This is a genomic window from Pararoseomonas sp. SCSIO 73927 (assembly GCF_037040815.1).
Lineage (GTDB): Bacteria > Pseudomonadota > Alphaproteobacteria > Acetobacterales > Acetobacteraceae > Roseomonas.
In genome coordinates this window covers 2,474,582-2,498,975 of sequence record NZ_CP146232.1, presented here as the reverse complement: position 1 = coordinate 2,498,975, position 24,394 = coordinate 2,474,582, and the positions used below count along the sequence as shown (strand labels likewise).

Annotated in this window: 15 protein-coding genes; 9 read left to right on the top strand and 6 right to left on the bottom strand. The window is 73.2% G+C overall.

The genetic code is table 11. The features are described from left to right. The first annotated feature begins 27 nt into the window (after positions 1 to 27). From VQH23_RS11770 to VQH23_RS11760, 3 genes are all read left to right on the top strand, one after another. Positions 28 to 303, top strand: a complete 276-nt coding sequence (locus VQH23_RS11770; RefSeq protein ID WP_338665834.1) for a hypothetical protein — start codon at positions 28 to 30, stop codon at positions 301 to 303. A 61-nt stretch (positions 304 to 364) separates the two neighbouring features. Then, a complete protein-coding gene (glgA, locus tag VQH23_RS11765; protein WP_338665833.1) occupies positions 365 to 1,804 on the top strand; it encodes a glycogen synthase GlgA in 1,440 nt (479 codons plus the stop codon). Between the two features lie 103 nt (positions 1,805 to 1,907). Further along, a complete protein-coding gene (locus VQH23_RS11760; RefSeq protein ID WP_338665832.1) occupies positions 1,908 to 4,391 on the top strand; it encodes a glycogen/starch/alpha-glucan phosphorylase in 2,484 nt (827 codons plus the stop codon). Here VQH23_RS11760 and VQH23_RS11755 read toward each other — a convergent pair. Continuing rightward, positions 4,388 to 4,651: a hypothetical protein gene (locus VQH23_RS11755; RefSeq protein WP_338665831.1), complete on the bottom strand. Its 264-nt coding sequence runs from the start codon at positions 4,649 to 4,651 to the stop codon at positions 4,388 to 4,390. The two genes, VQH23_RS11760 and VQH23_RS11755, sit on opposite strands and share 4 nt — an antisense overlap. Before the next feature lie 1,145 nt (positions 4,652 to 5,796). Here VQH23_RS11755 and VQH23_RS11750 point away from each other — a divergent pair. The 5 genes from VQH23_RS11750 (at position 5,797) to VQH23_RS11730 (ending at position 17,466) form a co-directional block, all read left to right on the top strand. Beyond that, positions 5,797 to 6,615, top strand: a complete 819-nt coding sequence (locus VQH23_RS11750) for a cellulose synthase operon protein YhjQ/BcsQ (RefSeq protein ID WP_338665830.1) — start codon at positions 5,797 to 5,799, stop codon at positions 6,613 to 6,615. An 11-nt stretch (positions 6,616 to 6,626) separates the two neighbouring features. Next, positions 6,627 to 11,228 (top strand): UDP-forming cellulose synthase catalytic subunit, encoded by a 4,602-nt coding sequence (bcsA, locus tag VQH23_RS11745; protein ID WP_338665829.1) that lies wholly within the window; start codon positions 6,627 to 6,629, stop codon positions 11,226 to 11,228. Between the two features lie 14 nt (positions 11,229 to 11,242). Further along, complete coding sequence (locus VQH23_RS11740; protein WP_338665828.1) at positions 11,243 to 15,046, top strand: cellulose synthase subunit BcsC-related outer membrane protein; 3,804 nt, start codon at positions 11,243 to 11,245, stop codon at positions 15,044 to 15,046. A gap of 69 nt (positions 15,047 to 15,115) precedes the next feature. Further along, complete coding sequence (locus tag VQH23_RS11735; protein ID WP_338665827.1) at positions 15,116 to 16,441, top strand: LLM class flavin-dependent oxidoreductase; 1,326 nt, start codon at positions 15,116 to 15,118, stop codon at positions 16,439 to 16,441. 23 nt (positions 16,442 to 16,464) lie between these two features. Continuing rightward, positions 16,465 to 17,466, top strand: coding sequence for an LLM class flavin-dependent oxidoreductase (locus VQH23_RS11730; RefSeq protein WP_338665826.1), 1,002 nt, complete (start codon positions 16,465 to 16,467; stop codon positions 17,464 to 17,466). A 59-nt stretch (positions 17,467 to 17,525) separates the two neighbouring features. On the opposite strand, the gene VQH23_RS11725 is transcribed toward VQH23_RS11730, so the two are convergent. After that, positions 17,526 to 18,551, bottom strand: coding sequence for an amino acid ABC transporter substrate-binding protein (locus VQH23_RS11725; protein ID WP_338665825.1), 1,026 nt, complete (start codon positions 18,549 to 18,551; stop codon positions 17,526 to 17,528). Positions 18,552 to 18,672: 121 nt separating this feature from the next. On the opposite strand from VQH23_RS11725, the gene VQH23_RS11720 reads away from it, so the two are divergent. Then, entirely contained in the window at positions 18,673 to 19,008 is a 336-nt protein-coding gene (locus VQH23_RS11720) for an FKBP-type peptidyl-prolyl cis-trans isomerase (RefSeq protein WP_338665824.1), read from the top strand. 25 nt (positions 19,009 to 19,033) lie between these two features. On the opposite strand, the gene VQH23_RS11715 is transcribed toward VQH23_RS11720, so the two are convergent. Genes VQH23_RS11715 through VQH23_RS11700 form a run of 4 tightly spaced genes read right to left on the bottom strand, consistent with a single transcriptional unit; the run spans position 19,034 to position 24,259 of the window. Beyond that, positions 19,034 to 20,095: a siderophore-interacting protein gene (locus tag VQH23_RS11715; RefSeq protein ID WP_338665823.1), complete on the bottom strand. Its 1,062-nt coding sequence runs from the start codon at positions 20,093 to 20,095 to the stop codon at positions 19,034 to 19,036. A 17-nt stretch (positions 20,096 to 20,112) separates the two neighbouring features. Then, a complete protein-coding gene (locus VQH23_RS11710; protein WP_338665822.1) occupies positions 20,113 to 21,228 on the bottom strand; it encodes an ABC transporter substrate-binding protein in 1,116 nt (371 codons plus the stop codon). Then, positions 21,225 to 22,067 carry an alpha/beta hydrolase-fold protein gene (locus tag VQH23_RS11705; protein WP_338665821.1) on the bottom strand — a complete coding sequence of 281 codons (843 nt, stop codon included), beginning with the start codon at positions 22,065 to 22,067 and terminating at the stop codon, positions 21,225 to 21,227. The genes VQH23_RS11710 and VQH23_RS11705 overlap by 4 nt, the downstream gene beginning before the upstream one ends. Then, on the bottom strand, positions 22,064 to 24,259 hold the full coding sequence (locus VQH23_RS11700; protein ID WP_338665820.1) for a TonB-dependent siderophore receptor: 2,196 nt from the start codon (positions 24,257 to 24,259) through the stop codon (positions 22,064 to 22,066). The genes VQH23_RS11705 and VQH23_RS11700 overlap by 4 nt, the downstream gene beginning before the upstream one ends. Positions 24,260 to 24,394: the final 135 nt, after the last annotated feature.

Here is a 24,394-nt window from a genome sequence, read left to right as displayed (position 1 = left end):
CCTCCTTCGAAGAAGAGGAGGCCTGCCTTGCTGATGGAGAGCACGGCCCCGTCCGCCGGCACCGTGCCGGCGCAGGGGCTCGTCTTCTACACCCTCGACGGCGTGGAGCACCGGCAGCCCGTTCCCCGCGGCACCGATCGCTGGGACGCGGTGGCCGAGGCGCTGGCCGCGCGCCTGCGCTGCCGCGCCCTGGCCGAGGACCCGCCGAGCTACGACACGGGCACGCGCAGCTGGACCCTGCCGGTGACGCTGCGCCGCCGCCTCGGCGGCACGGAGACACTCCTCGTGCCCGTTCGATGGTAGAGGCGATGGTCAGCGCGATGGCAGGCGCGCCGGCAAGGCGGGCGGGCTGGGCCTTCCCGGGATGACGCTCCCCGTCCTCTCCGTCGCCTCCGAGTGCTACCCGCTCATCAAGACGGGCGGCCTGGCCGATGTCGTCGGCGCGCTGCCCCTGGCCCTGGCGGCCGAATCGGTGGGAATGCGCACCCTCCTGCCCGGCTACCCGGCGGTGCTGGGCCGGCTGGACGGGGCGGAGCCCGTCCACGGCTTCGACGATCTGTTCGGCGGCCCGGCCCGGCTGCTGGCGGCCCGCCACGCCGGGCTGGACCTGCTGGTTCTCGATTCTCCCCACCTGTTCGACCGCCCCGGCGGCCCCTACGCCGATCCGCAGGGGCGGGACTGGCCGGACAACCCGCAGCGCTTCGCCGCGCTCTCCTGGGCGGCGGCGGCGATCGGGCGCGGCGCCCTGCCGGGCTGGGTGCCCGCCGTGGTGCACGCGCATGACTGGCAGGCCGGGCTGGCCGCGGCCTACCTGCACTACGGCGGCGGCCCGCGGCCCGGCACGGTCTTCACCGTCCACAACCTGGCTTTCCAGGGCTGGGCGCCGGCCTACCTGCTGAACGCGCTGCGCCTGCCGCCCGCCGCCTTCGACATCGAGGGGGTGGAATTCTTCGGCGGGATTGGCGCCCTGAAGGCCGGGCTGCGCCTCTCGGACCGGATCACCACCGTCTCCCCCACCTACGCGCGCGAGATCGCGACGCCGGAGGAGGGCATGGGCCTGGACGGGCTGATCCGGGCGCGGGCGGGGGCGATGCACGGCATCCTGAACGGCATCGACGAGGAGGCCTGGAACCCCGCGGCCGATCCCCACCTGCCCGCCGCCTTCGATGCCGCCCGGCCCGAAGGCCGGGAGAGCAGCCGGGCAGCCCTGCGCGTCCGCATGGGCCTGGACGACGATTCGCGCGCCCCCGTGCTCGGCGTGGTCAGCCGCCTCACCGGCCAGAAAGGCATGGACCTCCTCCTGGCCTGCCTGCCCGCCCTGCTCGGGCACGGCATGCGCCTGACGGTGCTGGGCGCCGGGGAGCCGGCGCTGGAGGCCGGGTTCCGCGCGGCCGCGGCAGCCTATCCCGGCCGAATCGCCGTGCGAATCGGCTATGACGAGGCCCTGGCCCACCTGATCCAGGCGGGTTGCGACGCCCTGCTCGTCCCCTCCCGATTCGAGCCCTGCGGCCTGACCCAGCTCTGCGCCCTGCGCTACGGCGCGCTTCCCGTCGTCGCCCGAGTCGGGGGGCTGGCGGACACGGTGATCGACGCGAACGAGGCCGCGCTCGCCATGGGCGTGGGCACCGGGCTGCAATTCGCCCCCACCACGGCCGCCGCCCTGGAGGGGGCCCTCGCCCGCCTCGCAGCTCTCTGGGCTGACCGGGAGGCCTGGAAGGGCTTGCAGGCCAATGCCATGCGCGCACCGGTTGGCTGGGAACATTCCGCGTCCCGTTACGCCGCCCTTTACCTTGGGTTGAGATAATCCGGTCAAACATTCGCGCGCTGCGCGAAACTCCGGAAGGTTTTTCGCCTCTCCCCATCAGTTCTGATACGCTTAAGTTGTTTCCACCGGACCAGGACGGCCGATGAACGACAGCCTTCTCCCTGCCCCCGCCCTGCCGGCCGGGCTCGACGCCCCGGACGAGGCCGCCGTGGAGGCGTTCCGGGACAGCATCCTGGCAAAACTGGTCTATCAGGTGGGGGGGCGCCCGGAGCGGGCCAGCCCGCGCGACTGGTTCATCGCCACGGCCCTGGCCGCGCGCGACCACATCGTGGACGACTGGCGCCGCTCCAACGACCAGACCCGGGCGGAGGACCGCAAGGGCGTCTGCTACCTCTCCATGGAGTTCCTCATCGGCCGCCTCCTCTCGGACGCGCTGGGCAATCTCGGCCTGACCGAGACCGCCCGCCGCGCGCTGGAAGGCCTTGGCGTCGATCTCGACGCGGTGGCGGGGCAGGAGGCCGACGCGGCGCTCGGCAATGGCGGCCTCGGCCGCCTAGCGGCCTGCTTCATGGAGAGCATGGCGAGCGTCGACATCCCCGCCTACGGCTACGGCATCCGCTACGAGAACGGGCTCTTCCGGCAGGTGATCGCCGACGGCATCCAGCACGAGGTGCCGGAGGACTGGCTCGCCCTCGGCAACCCCTGGGAGTTCGAGCGCTCAGGCCTTGTCTACGAGGTGCGATTCGGCGGCCATGTGCGCTCCGAGGTCTCGGTGGACGGCTCCACCCGCATGATCTGGCACGCCGGCGAGATCGTGAACGCCCTGGCCTACGACACCCCGGCGGTGGGCTGGCGCGGCAAGCGGGTGAACACGCTGCGCCTCTGGTCCGCCCGCGCGACGGACCCGCTGCAGCTCGGCGACTTCAACCGCGGCGACCACGTGGGCTCCCAGGCCTCACGCATGCGGGCGGAGGCCATCTCCCGCGTGCTCTACCCCGGCGACGAATCGGAGGCGGGGCAGGAGCTGCGGCTGCGCCAGGAGTACTTCTTCGCCTCGGCCTCGCTGCAGGACATCATCCGGCGCCACCTCTCCAACCACGGCGACCTGTCGCGGCTCGCCGACCACGTCGCCGTCCAGCTGAACGACACGCACCCCGCGATCGGGGTGGCGGAGCTGATGCGGCTGCTGGTGGACGTGCACGGCATGGACTGGGATGCCGCCTGGACAGTCACGCAGGCAGTCTTCTCCTACACCAACCACACGCTGCTGCCCGAGGCGCTGGAGACCTGGGCCGTCCCGATGATGGAGCGGGTGCTGCCCCGGCACATGCAGATCATCTACCTCATCAACGCTCGGCACCTGGATCGCGCCCGCAACGGGGGTGCGGACGACGCCCTGCTCTCCGCCGTCTCCCTCATCGACGAGCAGCACGGGCGGCGCGTGCGGATGGGGCACCTGGCCTTCGTGGGCTCCCACCGGATCAACGGCGTCTCGGCGCTGCACTCCCAGCTGATGAAGGACACGGTCTTCGCCGACCTGAACAAGGTCTGTGGCGACCGCATCACCAACAAGACCAACGGCATCACCTTCCGTCGTTGGTTGCACCGCGCGAACCCCGGGCTGACGCGGTTGCTGGTGGACGCGATCGGCCCCGCCGTGCTGGACGACCCGGACCGGCTGGCCGACCTCGCCCCGCTCGCCGAGGATGCCGGTTTCCAACAGAAGTTCGCCGCCCAGCGCCGCGCCGCGAAGGAGCGCCTCGCCGCCCTTGTCGCTGGCCGGATCGGGCTGCGCCTGGACCCGGACGCCCTGTTCGACGTGCAGATCAAGCGCATCCACGAGTACAAGCGCCAGCTCCTCAACATCGTGCAGACCGTCGCGCTCTACAACGCCATGCGCGCCCGCCCCACCGCGGCCTGGGTGCCGCGGGTAAAGATCTTCGCGGGCAAGGCGGCGCCGAGCTATCACAGGGCGAAGGACATCATCCGCCTGGCGAACGACGTGGCGGCGGTGGTGAACGACGATCCCACGCTGCGAGGGCTGCTGAAGGTCGCCTTCATCCCGAACTATAACGTAAGCCTGGCGGAGGTGATCATCCCTGCCGCTGACCTGTCGGAGCAGATCTCGACCGCCGGCCTCGAGGCCTCCGGCACTGGCAACATGAAGCTGGCGCTCAACGGCGCGCTGACCATCGGCACGCTGGACGGCGCGAACGTGGAGATCGACGAGCGGGTCGGGCGCGACAACATCTTCATCTTCGGCCTGACGGCCGACGAGGTGATGGAGCGCAAGCGGGCCGGCTACGACGCGCGCGCGGCCGCCGCCGCCTCCCCCGAGCTGAGGGGGGCGCTGGATGCCATCGCGTCCGGCGTCTTCTCGCCCGGGGATCCGGGCCGTTACCGCGGCCTGGTGGAAGGGCTGATGCACGACGACCGCTACCTCGTCACGGCGGACTTCGATTCGTACAACACGCGGCAGCGCGACGTGGCGTCGCGCTGGTCGCAGCCAGAAGCCTGGTGGCGCTCGGCCGTGCTGAACACGGCGCATGTCGGCTGGTTCTCGTCCGACCGGACGATCCGCGAGTACGCCGCCGACATCTGGGGTGTCGCCGCGGACGGATCCTAGTGATGGAGCCGGCGGATCATCTCCTGGGCGGCGGCCTCCACCTCGTCCGCCAGGATGGAGCGGATCAGCGCGCCGTCCGTGCGGCCCGCCGACCCCTCCTGCTCGAACAGGTCGACGAGCTGCCGCACCTCCTCCGCGGCCGAGCGAAGGTAGTGGACGGGATCATCCGTCTTGCGCAGCCCTTCCTCGAGGACGGTGCGGATGGCGGCGGCCATGCTCCTCCGCAACGCGGCCTCGTTCATGTTGAAGTCCTGTCCCACGTCATCTCCGGAGTTCAGAGCGCATAACATGCGAAAAGCCGGACGAGAACGTTCCAAATCTCTCAAAGTGCGACGGCTGACGAAACCCTTCTTTCGCAGAAGTCTCGACTTAATCGCGCACGATTGTTTCGAGGCGGGAAGATCGGCCTGGAAGGCCGGGGCTGGCGACCATTTGGTGTGGTCGCGGCTCTTGCACTCGTCATGGTAGCACATCTCGGCCACACTTCCCCCGAGCAGGAACAGCCCCTATCCTTGCCGGAACAGAACGCAGCGGGGGCGCTCCAGCGCGTGGACGAGCCGATCGACCGCCTCCTGCGTGCCTGCGGCCTGAGCAGTTTCCCCTATCTGCACTACCCGGCGGTCCGGATTGATCCGCCCGCTCCTACCCCTGCGCTGCCTGAGTTCGAGGACGAGGTTCCGGAACCCGTCACCCCGGCCCGCGTCGCCGCGGAGGCGCCGCCGGCCACGGAGGAAGTGGCACCGGGCGAGGATCAGGCCACGCGGCCCGCGCCGGCACCGGTCCTGCCGGCCCCCCGCCCCCGGGAACACGCGCCGGTGCCGGCGCGGGCGATGCTCCGCATGTCCCGCCCCCTCCGCCCGGGCGCCCCGCCCAGGGAAATCTCAGGAGACGCCCCGGGCGAGGTCGCCAAGCCCTTGCCGGCGAGCCAAGTCGCGGCACCGGTCACCAGCGCGCCGCCCCCGCCACCCCTCCCGGCAACCCCGCCGCCCGCTCCGGAACCGTCTCCCGCGCTTCCCGCCCCCGCACTCCGGGCCGACGGGGACGTGCCGGTCCTGGCGCGGGCCGCGCGCCCGGTCCGCCCCGTCCGCCCGTCCCTTGTTCGGACGCAGGGAACCAGAACCGCGCCGGCGCCCCCTGCGCCTCTCCCGCCCCCTCCGGCGACGCCGCCCCTGGAACCGCGCCTCGCCCCGCTCCGCCGCCTGCCGGAGGGGCCGCCGCCCCCTCCCGAAGCCACTGCGCCGCAGCCCGCCCGCCGCTTTGCCCTGCTGGACGAGATCACGGCGCAGGTCGCGGGGCCGCACGCGACCCTGGCCGTGGACCGGGAGAGGCCGGCCGCACCGCCTGCTCCATCATCCCCGCCGCGCCTGCGGGTCCGCCGGCGCCCCACCCCCGGAGGAGCCGCCTAGTGCCGCTCATCGCCTTCGTGTCGCCCAAGGGGGGCGTCGGGAAGACCACCATCGCCGCGAACGTCGCCGCCCTCCTCGCGGCGCGAGGGCACGAGGTCATGGGCCTGGACCTCGATCCGCAGAACGCGCTGCGCCTCCACCTCGGCATGCCCGTGCGGGACGAGGCGGGATTCGTGTCGGAGGTCGGCAGCGGCCTCGCCTGGCGCGCCGCGCTCCGCCACACGCCCTACGGGGTCTCCCTGCTGCCGCACGGCGAGGTGGAGCCGCGCCGCGCGCTGGAGCTGACGCGCCTGCTGATGGACCGGCCGGAGGCGCTGGCCGAGCCGGTGCGCGAAATGCTGGCGGACCCGCACCGCCTGCTGATCGTGGACAGCCCGCCCGGCCCATCCCCCGCGCTCTCGGCCATCATGCCGCTGATCGACCTCTCCGCCGTCGTGCTGCTGGCCGATGGCGGCAGCGCCTCCCTCATCCCCCAGATCGCCGATGGCCGCTTCCTCGGCCGCGGCACCCTGGCGGTGCGGGCGGCGGAGCGCGCCCTGCTCGTGCTGAACCAGGTGGAGCTGGACGCGCCGCTCTCCACCGCCGTGCTGGACTGCGCGCAGGCCGTGATGGGCGCGCGGCTCGTCGGCGTGGTCGCCCGCGATCCCGGCGTGGCCGAGGCGCTGGCCGACCGCCGCCTGCCAGTGGAGGTCCCGGGCAGCCGGGCCGCCGAGGACCTCTCTCTCCTGGCCGAGGGCATCCTCGCCCGCCTGGCCCTTCCGCCCGCGGCGCCCGCGGGCGGGCACTCCGTCCTGACCCATTGGGGGTTGCGTCGATGACCGCGATGCGGATGACCGCCACGACCGACCGGCTGCCGCTTCTCGGGCGGGCACTCCGGACGGCCAGCATCGTCGCAGGGGCCCTCGCCGTCCTCGCCGTCATCACGGTGCCGCTGAACGGGGAGCAGCAGGCGGTTCTCACCCTGCTGGGGATCGCGGCCTTCCTGGTGATCAGCCGCTGGAAGTCCCGCCGCGCCACGGTGCTGCTGGTGATGCTCTCCTTCGCCATCACCTCCCGCTACCTCTGGTGGCGGGTGAGCGAGACGATCGAGTTCGACAACCCTTTCCAGGGCTTCCTCTCCCTCGGGCTTTTCGCGGCGGAGTGCTACGCGGGCGCGCTGCTCTTCCTCTCCTACGTGCAGCTCACCTACCCGCTGAACCGCAAGCCCACGCGGCTTCCCGCCGACCCGGCGGAGTGGCCGAGCGTGGACGTCTACGTGCCGAGCTACAACGAGAGCCTGGAAATCGTGCGGCCGACCGTGCTGGCCTGCATGAACATCGACTGGCCGCGGGACAAGCTGAACGTCTACGTGCTGGACGATGGCCGCCGCCCGGAGTTCCGCCAGTTCTGCGAGGAGGTGGGCTGCGGCTACATCATCCGCCCGGACAACAAGGGCGCCAAGGCCGGCAACATCAACCACGCGCTGCGCCACACGGATGGCGAGTACATCGCCATCTTCGACTGCGACCACGCCCCCACCCGCGCCTTCCTGCAGATGACGGCCGGGTGGCTGGTGCGGGACGCGCGCCTGTCGATGGTGCAGACCCCGCACTACTTCTACTCGCCCGACCCCTTCGAGCGGAACCTCGCGCGCAGCCGCCCCGTGCCGAACGAGGGCTTGCTCTTCTACGGCGCCATCCAGCCCGGCAACGACCTGTGGAACGCCGCCTTTTTCTGCGGCTCCTGCGCGCTCATCCGCCGCGAGGCGCTGATGGAGGTGGGCGGCGTGCCGCACCAGACGGTGACGGAGGACTGCCACTGCTCCCTGCTCATGCAGCAGAAGGGCTGGCACACCGCCTATATCCGCCTGCCGCTGGCCGCCGGTCTGGCGACGGAGCGCCTGTCCATCCACATCGGCCAGCGCATGCGCTGGGCGCGCGGCATGATCCAGATCCTCCGGCAGGAGAACACGCCCTTCGCCGCCGGCCTCACCTGGGCGCAGCGGCTCTGCTACTTTACCGCGGGCTTCTCCTTCCTCTTCGCGCTCCCGCGCATCGTCTTCCTCACCTCGCCGCTCGCCTTCCTCTTCTTCGGGCAGAACATCATCGCGGCCTCGCCGCTCGCGATCATCGCCTATGCGGGCAGCCACATGTTCCACGCCTTCGGCACGGCCTCCCGCCTCAACGGGCACAACCGCCACTCCTTCTGGTCCGAGATCTACGAGGCCTGCATGGCGGCGCCGCTCGTCCTCGTCACGCTCGCGACGCTCTGGGACCCGCGCAAGGGCAAGTTCAACGTGACGGACAAGGGCGGGCGGCTGGAGGTGGGCTACCTCGACGTGCGCGCGGTGCTGCCGAACCTCATCCTGCTCGGCTGCCTCGTCGCCGGCGTCGTCATCGGCCTCTACGGCACGCTGACGACGGAGGCGGGATCGCTGGACTTCCAGGCCTACCTGCTGAACACGCTCTGGACCACCCTCTGCCTCGTCCCCGTCTCCGCCGCCGTCGCGGTAGGGCTGGAGCGGGAGCAGATGCGCGACCGCGCCCGCGTGGACGTGAACCTGCCCGCCGAGCTGGTCCTCTCCGACGGGCGCCGCGTCTCCGCCCACTCCTCCGACATCTCCATGTCCGGCGCGCGCCTCCTGCTGGACCGCCCGCTGGGCATCGCGGATGGCGACCAGTGCCAGGTCTGCTTCGACCTCGGCGACGAGAAGGTGCCGGTGCACGCCACCCTCCTGCACTGGGAGGAGGGCCAGGCCTTCCTGCGCTTCCACATCGAGAACGTGGTCGACGAGGCCGCGATGGTCCGCGTGTTCTTCGGCCGCCCGGACGCCTGGGTGCACTGGGACCACTGGCCGAAGGACCAGCCCCTGCGCGCCCTGAAGGACGTGGTGATGGCCACGAAGGACGCCGTGTTCCGCAAGTACCGCTTCAAGATGACGAAAGAGCCCAGCCGCGTGAGCAAGCCCGTGCCGGTCGAACAGATCCGCAAGTCCGACGTGGTGCGGCCGAAGCAGTCGCCGCAGGAAGTCGGCCTGCGCGAGACCACGGCGGCCGCCATCGGCCTCCTGGCGCTGCTGCTGCCGGCGGTGGCGGCCGCCCAACCCGCCGCGCGCACGGCGCCCGCCCCGGCACTCACCCTGACCCCTGCGCAGGCCCGGCCTGACGTGGCGCCGCCGAGCTTCACCCCGCCGCCCATTCCCGCCCCCGCGACGGCCCCGGCCGCCCAGCCGGCGCCTCCGCCCGCCGCGGCACCCCAGCAGGCCGCGCCCGCGGCCCCCCCCGCCGCTTCCCCGGCGCCGCCGGGATCCCGGCGCGAGGCGCGGCTGACCTTCCGCGACCTCGGCCTGACCGGCCCGATGCGCTTCAGCGGCGTCTCCGAGCTCCAGGGCCTCCTCTTCGGTCTCTCGCGGGACGAGGTGGTGACGGCGGCGCGCCTCACCGTGCAGGGCGGGTCCTCGGCCTCCCTCCTCCCCTCGCTCAGTCAGATCGCGATCACGCTGAACGAGCAGTTCGTGGGCAACATCACGCTCGACCCCGCGCGCCAGGCCTTCGGCCCGCTCTCCTTCGACATCGACCCCGTGAACTTCGCGGAGTTGAACCGGCTGAACTTCCGCTTCGCCGGCCGCTACGCGACGGAGTGCAACGACCCGCTCTCCGGCCTGCTCTACGCCAACATCACCGACCTCTCGACGCTGCAGCTGACGATTGAGCGCCTGCAGCCGCAGCGCGACCTGGCCCGCCTGCCCGAGCCGCTCTTCGACCGCCGCGTCCTGCGCCGCGCCCTGACCCTGCCCTTCGTCATCCCGGCCGAGACCGGCGCGCAGGGGCTGCGCGCCGCGGCCGTCGCCGCCTCCTGGTTCGCGGTGCAGGCCGATTACCGCGGCGCCAGCTTCCCCGTGGACCGCGCCGCGCCGCCCACGGGCAACGCCGTGGTGATCGCCGCGGGGCCGGATGCGGTGCCCGGCCTTCCCCTGCCGCGCTTCGAGGGCCCGACCCTCGCCATGGTCGCCAACCCCACCGACCCCTATGGCACGCTGCTCGTCCTCGGCGGCCGGTCGGAGCAGGATGTGGCGCAGGCCGCCCTGGCCCTGGCTGCCGGGCGCGGCGGCGTCGGTGGCGACCTCGCCCTCGTCTCCGCCCCCACCCTGCCGGCCCGCGCGCCCTACGACGCGCCGCGCTGGCTGCCGCCGGACCGCCCCGTGCAGTTCGGCGCCCTCGTCGACCGCGCGGAGCTGCAGGGCTACGGCTACGCCCCCGGCACCATCCGCGTGCCGCTGCGCACCGCACCGGACCTCTACACCTGGGCGGACCGCGGCATCCCCGCCAACATCAACTTCCGCGGGCCGAACGGGCAAGCGGTGGACGTGGCGGCGTCGCGCCTCGACGTGCTCGTCTCCGAGAACTACCTCCGCTCCTTCCCGCTCGGCACCGGGGAGCGGATGTGGCCGCTGAACCTCCTCAGCGGCTGGCTGCTGGGCGACGAGGCCGTGCGCCGCGGCCGGGCGATGGTCCCGACCTACCTACTCTTCGGGCGGGAGGAGCTGCAGATGCGCTTCGACATGCGCCCGCTAAACCGCGGCGAGTGCACGGCCGTGCCCGGCGACATCCGCGCCGCCGTCGATCCCGACAGCACGATCGACGTGTCCAAGGCCTGGCGCTACGCGCGCCTGCCGAGCCTCAACTTCTTCGCCTCCGCGGGCTACCCCTTCACCCGCATGGCCGATCTCTCCGGCACGGCCGCCGTCCTGCCGGAGCGGCCGAACACGCTGGAGGCCGGCGCCTTCCTCGACCTGATCGGGATGCTGGCCGCGAATGTCGGGCTGCCCGCCACCGGGCTGAGCGTCGTCTTCCCCGCCACGCTGCAGACGGTGGCCGGGCAGGACCTGCTGCTGATGGGCACGCTGGGCCGCCAGCCCGCCGCTGCCACCCTGCTGCGGGACAGCGCGGTGTCCGTGCAGAACGACCGGCTGACGATCGCAGCACCCGATGCCCTGGCCGATTTCCGCGCCCTCTTCCTGGACCGCCCGGGCTCCGGCGAGATCACCCGCGCCTCCACCGCCCTCGCCGAACTCGGCGAGGGCACGGCGGTACTGCTGGGCACGGAGAGCCCGCTGGCGGCCGGCAAGTCCGTGGTGGCCGTGCTGGGCGCGACGCCCGCGGCGCTCTCCGGCGTGGTCTCCACGCTCCGCAGCCCGGAGGCCTCCGCGCGGGTGCAGGGCGACCTCGTCGTCATCAACGGGGGCAACGCCGCGGGCTACCGCACCGCGGCCACCTACGGCGTGGGCAGCCCGCCGATCTGGGTTCTTCCCTACCTCTGGCTGGGAAGCAGCCCCTGGCGGGTGGCCGGGCTGATGCTGGCGGCCGCGCTGCTGCTCGGCCTGCCCTTCTACTGGCTGCTGCGCCGCCGGGCCGCGATGCGCCTGCGGGCCCGCACACCGAGGGAGCACTGACCATGGGGGGTTCCATGAGGGGGATGCGCCGCAACGGGGGCCGGGCCGCGCTGGGCGTGGCCCTTGCCCTCTCCGCCTGGGCAGGGCCGGCCCCCGCGCAGGTCACCCCGGTCGCCTCCGGCCAGCCCGGGGCGGTGGACGTGCTCGTCCGGCAGGCCGAGCGCTGGCTGGCCGCGGATCGGCTGGAGCTGGCCGGGCCGGCCGTGGAGCGGGCGCTCGCCGCCGAGCCGAACAACCCGGCCGTCCTCGCGGTCGCGGCGAGGCTGGAGGTGGCACGCGGCAACCGCAGCGCCGCCGACGCCTACCTCGCCCGCCTCCGCACGGCCGGCGCCTCGCCCGAGCAGCAGAGCCAGGCCGAGACCGCGGTGCGCGGCGCGACCGTGGACCGGGGCGCCATCGAGGAGGCGCGCCGCCTGGCACGGGACGGCCGCACGGAGGCCGCCGCGCAGCGCTACCGCCAGGTTTTCGGCGGCCAGGCCCCGACCGATCCCTACGCCCTGGAATACTACCAGACCCTGTCCGGCACGGAGGCCGGGCGCGCCGAAGGGCAGCGCGGGCTGGCACAGCTCGCCGGCCGCTCCGGCGCCACGGACCGCTCCCGCCTCGCCTATGCCCAGTCTCTCACCTACGCCGGCAATACCCGGGCCGACGGCATCCGCCGCCTGGCGGAGCTGGCCGACCGGCCGGAGGTGGCGCAGGAGGCGCGGCAGTCCTGGCGCGCCGCGATCGGCTTCGCGGGCAACGACCCGGCCGCCGCCCCGCAGATCGAGGCCTATCTCCAGCGCTACCCTGACGACGCGGAGCTGCGCCGCCGGCTGGAGGCGCTGCGCGCCCAGCCCGCTGCGGCGCCCGCCGATCCCAACGCCGCCGCGCGCCAATCCGCCTTCGCGCGGCTGGAGGCCGGCGGCAGCGCCGGCAACACCGATGCCGCGCGGGGCTTCGAGGCCGTTCTCGCCACCAACCCGAACGACGCGGACGCGCTGGGCGGGCTCGGCATCGTCCGCCTGCGCCAGGGCAACCAGCCCGAGGCCCGGCGCCTGCTGGAGCGCGCGGTGGCCGCCGCCCCGGACCGGGCGCAGCAGTGGCAGCGCGCGCTGGACGCCGCCTCCTACTCGACCGATCTGGCGGAGGCGCAGTCGCGGCTGCGCCGCAACGACCTGGACGGCGCCGACACCGCCGCCCGCCGCGCCGCCATGCGCCAGGTGGACGACCGCTCCGACGCCGAGGTGGTGCTGGGCGAGCTGGCGCTGCGCCGCGGCGACCCGCAGGGGGCGGAGCAGCGCTTCCGCGCCGCCCTCGCCCGCCGCCCGGGCTTCCAGCCGGCGCAGCAGGGGCTGAATTCCGCGCTCCGTGCCCAGGGCCGCGCCCCCGCCTTCGCCACCCCGCGCCCGGCCGCGCCGAGCGCGCCGCGCGCCCCGGCCGCGCCGCAGACCGCCACGGCGGAGGGCAATTCCTATCGGGCGGAGGCCGCGCGCGTCTCCGACCCCACCGCCGCCGCCGCTATCCTGCGCAACGCGGTGGCCGCCTCACCGGAGGACCCCTGGACGCGGCTCGACCTCGCCCGCGCCCTGCGTCGCGGGGGCCGCAACGCCGAGGCCCGCGCGACGGTGGAGGATCTCGCCGCCCGCAGCACGAACCCCGACGCCGCCTTCGCCGCCGCCCTGCTGGCGGAGGAGGATAACCGCTTCGCCGATGCGGACGCTCTGCTGGCCCGGGTGCCGCCGAACCGCCGCAGCCCGGACATGTCCCGCCTCGCGGCCCGCGTGCGCGGCCAGCGCGAGGTGCAGGCCGCGGCCGCCACCCTCTCGCTCAGCCCCTATGAGGGGCGCGCGCGCCTGCTGGCGCTCGCGGCAAGGCCCGATCCCACCGGCAGCACCGCCGCCGCCGTGATCCGTGCCTTCGGGGACGCGAATGACCGCGCCGGCGCGGTGGAGGCGGCGCGCACGGCGCTTGCCAACCGCGAGGCCTCCGGCACCGCCGCGCGCATCGCCGTCGCGGGCGCGCTTCTCGGCGCCGGGCTGGACGCGGAGGCGACGGCCCTGGCGGCCGAGGCCGACACGAGCGGCGCCACGGCGGAGCAGCGGCGCGACATCGCCTCCATCCGCGCCGGCGCCGCCATTCGCGGCTCCGACCGGCTGAACGAGGCCGGGGACCAGGCGGACGCCTTCGAGCGGCTGCGCCCGGTCCTCGCCAGCGATCCCGGCAACAGCGACGCCAACCTCGCCCTCTCCCGCCTCTACCTCGGCGCCCGGCGGCCGGAGGAGGCGCTGCGCGTGGCCGAGGCCGTGCTGATGCGTGACCCGCGCAACCTGGAAGCCCGGCGCAGCGCCATCGAGGCGTCGCTCGCCATCGGCGACGGGGAGCGCGCCGAGGCGCTGCTGGCCGGCGCCCAGTCCGCCAACCCCCGCGATTCCCGCGTGGCCCTGCTGGAGGCCCGGGTGGCCCGCGCCGCCGGGGACGAGCCCCGCGCCACCGCCGCGCTGGAACGGGCCGCCGCCTTCCGCAGCGCGGAGATCGGCAACGCCCGCGCCACCGCCGCGGCGCCGGCCGCGATGCAGATGCAGGGCTTGGCGAACCCCTTCGCCCGCGCAGGCGCCGGCGCTGGCACCGGCACCGGGGGCACGGCCCTCGCCTCGGCCGGCCCCGCCGACCCCGTGCTGCGCCAGATCCGGGCGGAGGCGGAGGCGCTGCGGAGCGAGACGGCCACGCTGCTCTCCGGCGCCGCCTCAGTCCGGACCCGCTCCGGCGATGACGGGCTGGACGGGCTGACGGAGTTCGGCGCCACCTTCCAGGCGGAGGTCTCGCCGGGCGCGCTGGGCGGCCGGCTCGCGGCCTCGGTCCAGCCCGTGGCCATCGATTCCGGCAGCCCTTCCGCCAGCGTGCAGGCGCTGCGCCGCTACGGCACCAACGTGCTGGACACGAACATCGCCGCCAACGCCGCCGGCGTCGCCTCGCGCCGCGACACCAGCGCCACCGGCGTCGCGCTCGCGCTGAACTACGTGCGGCGGGACTGGCTGAAGCTCGACATCGGCACCACGCCGCTCGGCTTCCGCCGCACCAACGTGGTAGGCGGGATCGAGATCTCGCCCGCGATCACGGACAACCTGCGGGTCCGCGTGGCCGGCGAGCGGCGGGCCGTGACGGACAGCCTGCTCTCCTGGGCGGGCGCGGTGGACGACCGCACGGGCGTCACCATGGGCCCGGTGGTCCGCACCGGCGGCCGGGCGCAGGTGGAGATCCCGATCGGGCGCGGCTACGCCTATGCCGGCGGCGGCTACGCCACCTTCCAGGGCGAGAACGTCGAGAGCAACACGCGGATCGAGGCGGGGGCCGGCGTTTCCCTGCCCCTGTACCGCAGCACGGCGGGCGAGCTGACGGGCGGCGTGGACCTCGTCTACTTCAGCTACGACAAGAACCTCCGCTACTTCACCCTCGGCCATGGCGGCTACTTCAGCCCGCAGGAGTACATGGCCTTCAACGTGCCGGTGGACTGGCGGGGCCGGGTGGGGAACGTGGCCTACCGGCTCGGCGCCACGGCGGGCTACGCCCGGTACCGCGAGGACCGGGCGCCGTTCTTCCCCGGGGATGCCGGGCTGCAGGCCCAGGCGGAGGCGCTAGCCACCTCCAGCGCCGGCACCACCACGCCCGCCACCGCCTTCTACGCCGGCCAGACGCAGAGCGGCTTCGTGGGCGGGCTGCGGGCGGAGGTGGACTGGTCCATCACCCCCGACCTCAGCCTTATCGGCGCCGTGCGCTACGACAAGGCGGCGGATTTCGACGAGACGCGGGTGCTGGTGCGGCTTCAGAACCGGTTCTGAGGCCGCCTTGCACCGCAGCACGCCGGGCATCATATCAATACACGAAGATTAAACGTGGATTGATCACCGATGTCCCGACGTCGCCTTCGCCTGGGCGCCTTCATGCGCCCAGTCAGCATCCACACGGCCGCCTGGCGCTACCCCGGCGCCTTCCCCGACGCGAATTTCAACCTCAGGCACCTCGTCCGCTTCGCGAAGGCGCTTGAGGCGGCCCGCTTCGACGCCTTCTTCATGGCCGATCACCAGGCCGTGCTGAACATGCCGATCCAGGCCCTGAAGCGCAGCGCCACGGTGACGAGCTTCGACCCGATGACGCTGCTGCCGGCCCTGGCCATGGTGACGGAGCATCTCGGCCTCATCGCCACCGCCTCCACCACCTATAACGAGCCCTGGCACATCGCCCGGAAGTTCGCCTCGCTCGACCACATCAGCAACGGCCGCGCCGGCTGGAACGTCGTCACCTCCGGGAACCCCACCGAGGCCCAGAACTTCGGGCGGGAGGAGCACGTGGAGCACGCCGCCCGCTACCGCCGCGCCCACGAGTTCATCGACGTGGTGGAAGGGCTCTGGGACAGCTGGGCCGACGATGCCTTCATCCGGGACGTGGAGGCGGGCACCTACTTCGATCCGGAGAAGATGCACGTCCTCGGCCACAAGGGGGAGCACTTCTCCGTCCGCGGCCCGCTGAACGTGGCGCGCCCGGTCCAGGGCTGGCCGGTGATCGTGCAGGCCGGCGCCTCCGATGACGGCCGGCAGCTGGCGGCGGAGACGGCGGAGGTGATCTTCGCCGCCGGCGGCCCGATCGAGGAGGCGCGCGCCTTCTACTCGGACGTGAAGGCCCGCACGGCGAAGGCCGGGCGGAACCCGGACCACCTCCTCGTCCTGCCCGGCTGCTTCGTGGTGGTGGGCGAGAGCGAGGCGGAGGCGAGGGAGAAGCGCGCCCTGCTGGACAGCCGCGTCCATTATGACAGCGCCATCGCCTCCCTCTCCGTCGCCCTCGGCACGGATGCCAGCCGCTTCGACCCGGACGGCCCCCTGCCGGAGGACATCCCCGAGACAAATGCGAGCAAGAGTGGGCGGGAGCGCGCCATCGGCATCGCCCGGCGGGAGAACCTCACCGTGCGCCAGCTCGCAGGGCGCCTGGGCGGCTACGCCGGCGCCGCCATGGTGGGCACCCCCGCGGGGATCGCCGACCAGATGCAGGAATGGCTGGAGACCGGCGCCTGCGACGGCTTCAACCTGATGTTTCCCTACCTGCCGGAGGGGCTGGACGACTTCTGCCAGAAGGTGGTCCCGGAGCTGCAGCGCCGCGGCCTGCACCGCACGGAGTACGAGGGCCGGACGCTCCGGGAGAATCTCGGCCTGCCCCGCCCGGCCAACCGGTTCTTCTCCTGAGAGGGGCGCCCCATATGTCCGCCATGATCCCGCTCTCCGTCCTCGACCTCTCCCCCATCCCCGAAGGCTCCGACGCCGGCCAGGCGCTGCGGAACTCGGCCGAGCTGGCGCGCCATGCGGAGGCGCTGGGCTACAACCGCTACTGGATGGCCGAGCACCACAACATGCCCGGCATCGCCAGCGCCGCCACCGCCGTGTCCCTGGCCCATGTGGCGCAGGGCACCACCCGCATCCGCTTCGGGGCGGGCGGCATCATGCTGCCCAACCACGCGCCGCTGACGGTGGCGGAGCAGTTCGGGACGCTGGCCGCCCTCTACCCCGGCCGGGTGGACCTCGGCCTCGGCCGCGCGCCGGGCACGGACCAGATCACCGCCCACGCCCTGCGCCGCACCCTGCAGGGCGACGTGGACTCCTTCCCGCAGGACGTGATGGAGCTGATGTCCTACTTCCGCCCAGCCCAGCCCGGCCAGCGCGTGCAGGCCGTGCCCGGGGCGGGGCTGGAGATGGCGTTCTGGATCCTCGGCTCCTCCACCTACGGCGCGCAGCTCGCGGCGGCGCTCGGCCTGCCCTACGCCTTCGCCTCCCACTTCGCGCCCGCCGCGCTGCACGACGCCATCGCCATCTACCGGGAGCGCTTCCGGCCCTCCGAGTATCTGGAGAAGCCGCACGTCATGATCGGCGCCAACCTGCACGCGGCGCCGACGGACGAGGAGGCGCGCTTCCTCTTCTCCTCCCACCAGCAGTCCTTCGTGAACCTCCGCACCGGCCAGCCCGGCAAGCTGCCGCGGCCGAAGGAGGGGTTCTACGAGAGCCTGGACCCCTACGCGCAGCGCATGCTGGACAACAGCCTGTCCTGCACCATCGTCGGCGGACCGGACGCCGTGCGGCGCGGGTTGCACGACCTGATCGAGCGGACAGGCGCGGACGAGCTGATGCTCACCGGGCACATCCATGACCTGGAGGCCCGCAAGCGCTCCTACGCCATCCTGGCGGAGGTCGCGGCGTCCCAGCCGGTCGCGGCCTAGAAACGCGAACGGGCCGGAGTGATCCGGCTCGTTCCTCTACGCACGTCCCAGATCGCGCCTCAGCGGAGCGGCCACGCGTACATCAGCCCGCCCGCCGTCCACAGCGCGTTCGGCCCGCGCTCCATGCCCAGCGGCGTGGACCGGCCGACATTGCGCTCGAACAGCTCGCCGTAGTTCCCCACGGCGCGGATCGCGTCATAGGCCCAGCTCGGCGAGAGCTTCGCGCCCTGCGCCAGCGAAGGGTCCGCGCCGAGAAGCCGGCGCACGGTCGGCGAGCTGTCCTGCGCCCGCCGCGCCTCCGCATTGGCGGCCGTGATCCCCAGCTCCTCCGCCTCGATCAGGGCGTTCAGGGTCCAGCGCACTAGGTCGAACCACTCCTGGTCGTCCCGCCGAACCATCGGGCCGAGCGGCTCCTTGCTGATCCGGTCCGGCAGCACGATGAAGTCGGCCGGATTGGGGAAGGAGGAGCGGACCGCCGCGATCTGGGAGGCGTCGGTCGTCAGCGCGTCGCAGCGGCCGGAGGAGAAGGCGGCCGCGACCTGGTCAATCCGCTCGAACAGCACGGGGGTGACGCGGATGTTCGCGGCCCGGTACCAGTCGGCCAGGTTCCCCTCCGTCGTGCTGCCCTGCTGCACGCAGACCGTGGCGCCGTCCAGCTGCGCGGCGCGGGAAACGCCCGCATCCTTGCGCACCATGAAGCCCTGGCCGTCGTAGAAGTTGATCCCGACGGTGCGGAGCCCGATCGCGGTGTCGCGCCCCATCGTCGCCGTGGTCTGGCGCACCAGCACGTCGATCTCGCCGGATTGCAGGGCCGGGAAGCGCTGCTGGCCGGAGAGCGGCAGGAAGCGAACCTTGTTCGCGTCCCCCAGCGCCGCGGCGGCGATGGCGCGGCAGAGATCCGCGTCCAGCCCGCGCCACACGCCCTGGCTGTCCGGCTGGGAGAAGCCGGCCACCCCCGTGTTCACGCCGCAGGAGAGGGTCCCGCGGCTCCGCACCGCATCCAGCGTGGTGCCGGCCGCGGCCGGGCCGGCCATGGCGACCGCGGCGAGCGAAGCGGCGGCGAGCGCGCGTGCGATAGGGGACATGGGCGGGACCTCCGGCGGATATGGCGGGGCAGCTAATCGGATGGGGGCCCGCCTGTCCAACCGTTGGCCCCCGGCGGTGGCGCGGGCTAGAAGCGCCGCTCACCACCAGGAAGCGACAGGCATGATCGAGGACCGCAAGCCCGGCACGGGCGACGAGGCCGTCTCCGGCAAGGAGGTCACGGTGCACTACACCGGCTGGCTGCACGACCCCTCCAAGCCCGAGAACAAGGGCCGCAAGTTCGACAGCTCCCGCGACCGGGGCGAGCCCTTCTCCTTTCCCCTCGGCGCCGGCCACGTGATCCGCGGCTGGGACGAGGGCGTGAAGGGCATGAAGGTGGGCGGCCAGCGCACCCTCACCCTGCCGCCGGAGATGGGCTACGGCGCGCGCGGCGCCGGCGGGGTGATCCCGCCCAACGCGACCCTCGTCTTCGACGTGGAGCTGCTCGGCGTCGGCTGACGCCCGATGGTGGCGGGAAGGGCTATCAGCCCTCCCCGTCGCCCACCCCGTGCCGCCAGTAGGAGACGGCGCGGAACCGGTTGCGAGACAGCCCGCAGGTCCCGCCCCAGTGGTCGCGGATCGCCCGCGCGGCGGTGTTCTCGCAGGCCGCCCAGCAGGTCACGGCCGCACCTGCGGGCAGGTTCGCGGCCCGCACCGCTTCCAGCAGCCGGGCGCCGTAGCCGGTGCCATCCCGGAACAGCCAGCGCAGCTCCACCCCGGCCGGGTGCTGGATCGCCTGACGCTCACCGGCCTCGGCCACCTCGATCAGTGCCAATCCTTGCGCGTCGGCCGGCATGGCCTCCAGCGCGCGGGCGATGGCCGGCAGCGCCGTCTCGTCCCCGGCGATCAGCCCCCAGCCGGCGCAGGCGATCCCGCCCCCGCCCGGCCCCATGACGCCCATCCAGTCCCCGGCCTCGGCGCGCAGCGCGAAGGCGGAGCCGGGTCCCTCATCCCCGTGCACCACGAAGTCGATCTCCATCCAGCCGGCGGAGGGGTCGATCCGTCGGATGGTGTAGGTGCGCCGCCGCAGGCTGTCCTCCATCAGCGGCTGGCCGCTGGGGCTCACGGTCGGCCAGGCCGGCTCCTCCCCCTTCGGCGGAATCAGGATCTTCACGTGCATCTGCGCCAGGCCGGCGTAGCGGCCGATATCCGGCCCCTCCAGCCGCAGCCGGCGCATCCGGGGCGTCACATCCTCCACCGCCGCCACGCGAAGGGCGCGGAAGTTGTGCGGGCGCGCGCCGGCGCCGACCGCGCCATGGCCGCGCCAGACGATGCCCAGCGCCTCGTCCGGGCAGAAGGAATCGAGATGGCCGGAGACGATGTTCTTCGCGTCCGCCAGCCAGTCCGGCGTGTCCGCCTCGATCCGCAGGGCGACCCCACCCTCTGCCAGCCGCAGCAGCGCGACGCAGCCGGGGAAGGTGACGCGGGATTCCGGGACGGGTCCCGCCACCTCGAGCCCATGGCCGACCATGTGCTCCCGGAACATCTCGATCAGCCGCTCCGGTGCGCGGGCTCGGGCATGGGCCTCGGCGATGAGAGGGGTCATGGCCGGTCTCCTCGGGATTACAGCGCGCCCGGCGGCAGGCTGACCAGGTGCGCCCCCTCCATGGGGATGGAGAGGAAGCGGGCGTTCAGTTCGGCAACCGTGGCGGCCGGATCAAGGTCGCCGCAACGCGCGGGCTGGAACCAGCGGGCCAGGGCCTCCAGCATCACCACATGGGCCGGGGTATCGTTGAAGCCGTGCCAGATGGCGTGCGCCCGGCCGCCCCGCACGGCGGAGAGGCTGTCCATCCGGGAGCGCCGGATCACCTCCGCCAGCGCGCGGCGCGCCTCCGCCTCGTCCACGCCCGGGCCCAGCGGGATGCCGCCGCGCCCGCCATAGGGGCCGCCCGTGGCCACGTAGACCTCCGGCGCCTGGGTGAGCACGTATTCCAGCGCCAGCTGGCCGGTGCTGCCGGGGATCATGCCCGCGCCGATGTTGCGGCCGCCCGCGAAGGACACCATCCCGTCAAACGCCCCGTGCCCGGGGGAGCCGCAGCAGGGCGTGCCCCCGGCATGGGCGTGCACCATCACCTTCGGCCGCTCCGCCGCGCCGAGGCCGGACAGGCGCTCCGCGATCCGCTCCAGCCGCCCCGCGTAGAGCGCGTCGAAGGCGCGCGCCTTCTCCTCCTGCCCGAGGACCTGCCCCAGCACGGCCATGCTGGGCCGGGTGTCGCGCATCGGGTCCGCGAAGAAGTCGATGGTGATGGCCGGCACGCCGAGCGCCGAGATCCGTTCCGCCATCTCGTTCGTCCCGCCACGCGCCCCGGCACGGCTGAGGATGACGAGGTCCGGCCGCGCCGCCAGCACGTTCTCCAGCGAGAGCCCGTCCCCCTGCGCGCGCCCGACCACGGGTACGGCGTCGGCGGCCGGGAAGCGGGCGCGCACGGTCGCGTAGTCCGGCGGGTTCATGCGCCGAAGGTCGTCGCCCCAGCCCACGACCAGCGAGACGGGATCGGGGTGCAGCAGCGCCATGGCCAGCACGTGCCGCGCCTGCACGAGCACGATCCGCTTGGGCAGGCGCGGAAGCACCACCTGCCGCCCGGTGACGTCCGTGATCCGGATCGGCCCGCCCTGTGCCCGCGCCAGGGCAGGCGCCGCGAGGATGGGCAGGGCGGCGAGAAGGTGGCGACGCTTCATGCGGGCGCTCCGGCAGGGGGTGGGGCGGGAGGCAGGGCGAAGGGCACGGCGCGCGAGAGGGCGGCCGGCAGGACGGAGCCGTGGTTCTCGCCGGGGAACTCGGTGAAGTCCACCGAAACCCCGGCATCCCGCAGGGACACGGCAACCTCGCGCGCGCGGCTCACCATCCGCCGGGCCACGCGCAACGGGCCGCGCGGCGTGCCGTCATCCGCCTCCTCCAGGCCCCCCGCCGTCAGCAGCAGCGCCGATCCGGCGGCGGCCGGCGGCGGTTCGGCGGCGAAGCGGCGCGCCACCTCCATGGCCGCCCCTTGGGCGAACCAGAGGGACGGGCTGGCGGCGGCGACGCGGCGGAACAGCCCGGGGCGGGAGAGGAAGGCGTACAGGGCCAGCAGCCCGCCGAAGGAGTGGCCGAACAGCGCCAGCCCGGCCCGGTCCACCGGGAATTGGCGCTCCAGCCCGGGCAGGATCTCCCCCAGGAGGAGGTCGAGGAAGGCGTCCGCGCCGCCGGATCCGGCCGGGGCGGCGGGAAAGGAAGGGGTGTAGTCCCGCGCGCGGGCGGCCCGGTCATAGGGGCCCTCCCCGGCATGGCCAAGACCCACCACCAGCCCCGGCCCGACATCCTTCGCGCCGCGCCCAGTCCGCAGGCGGGCGATCTCGGCCGCGGTCGGAAACGTCGCGGCGCCATCGGCCAGGAACAGCACGGGGTAGCCGCCCGGCGGCGGCGGCGCCTCCGGCCAGGAGAGGAGGATGCGGTGCGCGCCCGCATCCCAGGATGCGGTGCGGGGCAGCGCCACCGGCGCCCCGAAGGGCGGCCCCGGGATCGGGGCCGCGCCGGTCACCAACGCACGCGCACCGAGCCGAGCACCAGCCGCCCCGTGCCGTAGTAGCAGGCCGTGACCGAGGAGCAGCTCGCGATGTAGTCCTTGTCCGCGATGTTCTGCGCGTTCACCGCCAGTTCCAGCCCCTTCACGCTCTCGAACCGCGCGCCGACGTCGTAGCGGATGGCCGCGTCGAACAGCGTCACGTCGTCCACCTTAAAGGTGTTCGTCGTGTTCCCGTAGGTGGAGCCGACGTAACGGACGCCGCCGCCGAGCTGCAGCCCGCGCAGCGGCCCCTCGCGGAAGCTGTAGTTCGCCCAGCCGCTGGCGGCGTGCAGCGGCACCTGCGGCACGCGGCTGCCCGCCTCGCCGGGGGTGTTGGAGCTCCGGATCGTCGCGTCCGTGTAGGAGTAGGCGCCGATCAGGTCGATGTTCTCGTTGATCGTCGCGCGCCCCTCCACCTCGATCCCGCGGGACCGCACGGTGCCGAGCGCGATGCTGGAGGTGGGATACTGCGGATCGCGCGTCAGCACGTTGTCCTGGGTGATCTGGAAGGCCGCCACCTGGACGAAGCTGCTCATCCCCGGCGGCTGATACTTCACGCCCACCTCGTACTGCTCGCCCGTGGTGGCGTCGAAGGTCGGGCTGCCCCGCTGCGGCGCGCCCGTGCCGGAGTTCGGCAGGAAGGAGGTGGAGTAGCTGAAATAGGGCGCGATGCCGTTGTCGAACAGGTACAGCGCGCCGGCGCGCCAGGTCACGTCGTCGTCGAACTGGGAGCGGTGGGCGACGGCGTTCGTGGCCAGCGTCCGCACGTCGGTCCCGAGGCTCGCGCGGTCGTAGCGGATGCCGAAGTTCAGGCGCAGCCGGTCGATTGCGATCTGGTCCTGCGCGTAGAAGCCGATCTGGTCGACCTCCTGGTTCGTGCGGGTCGCGTTCGTCGTCACGCGGCCGGGGGCGATGTAGTAGCTGGGCGAGAAGACATCCAGCGAGGGCACGCCCGTGCCGAGCGCCTGCACGGCGCGGGCGGAGGTGCGCTGCCAATCGATTCCGAACAGCGCGGTGTGGCGCACCATGCCCGTGCTGAAGGTGGCCTGCGCCTGGTTGTCCAGCGCGTAGGCATTGGCGTGGTCGGAAACGTAGGTCTGGTTGCGCGTGCCGATCCGCCCGTTCACCGCGCCGACCGAGAGCACGTTCACATCCGCGTCGATGTGCGAGTAGCGGAAGTTCTGGCGCAGGGTCCAGGTGTCGTCCAGCCGGTGCTCCAGCTGGTAGCCGATGGAGGCTTGGGTGCGGTCGAACCGGTTGTAGTCGGGATCGCCGCCGAAGAAGCGGCGGGGGATACGGCCGAAGGGGCTGGCGATCACGGTGCCGACGGCTGGCACGAAGTTGTAGAACCCGCCCTCCGGGTCGCGCTGGTAGGAGGAAAGGATCGTCACCGTGGTGTTGTCGCTCGGCCGCCAGGTCAGGGCGGGCGCGATGGCGATCCGCTGCTCGCCGACGAAGTCGTACTGGGTGTCGGAGATCCGGCCGATGCCGGTCAGGCGGTAGGCGAAAGTATTGTCCGCCGTCAGCGGCCCGGTGGTGTCGAAGGCGGTCTGCAGCAGGCCGTAGGACCCCGCCTCCAGCCGCACCTCGTTGGAGGGTGTGAAGCTCGGGCGGCGGCTGACGAGGTTCACCAGCCCGCCCGCGCCCGTCTGGCCGTACAGCACGGAGGCCGGGCCGCGCAGCACCTCGATCCGCTCCAGCAGCCAGGGATCGGTGTTCGGCACGCCGAAGAAGACGCCGCGCCCCTGCCGCAGCCCGTCGAGGAAGTTCACGAAGGCGGCGGAGGTGCCCTGCCCGCCGAAGCCGCGCACGAAGACGCTGTCGTAGCGGGCGGAGGGCCGCACCTCCGCCAGCACGCCCGCCGTGTAGCGCAGCGCCTGGGCGACGGAGAGGGCGGACTGGTCGTCGATCTGGTCGCGCGTGACGACGCCCACGGATTGCGGCGCCTCGATCAGCGGCGTGTCGGTCTTGGAGCCCGTGGTGGTGACGGGGGCGACGTAGCCCGGCGTGTGCTCCCAACTGCGCCAAGCCGTGGCCTGCACGTCCACTTCCGGCACGGCCAGCGAGGCGTTGGTCTCGGTTGTAGCAGTCTGGGCCACGGCCGGGGCGGAGAGGGCCACGAGCGCGACACCGGTGAGAAGGAGGCCGCGGAGGGAGGTTGGGGGCATGCCGGTCGTCCACACGAAAACGTCAGAACCCTCTGACACGGATGCAAATCACTCGCAATATCTTCCGATCGCCTTCGCCCCTCCTGTGGCGAGCACGCCGCACCCGCCCTGCGAGAGGCGGATGGCCGCGCCGGG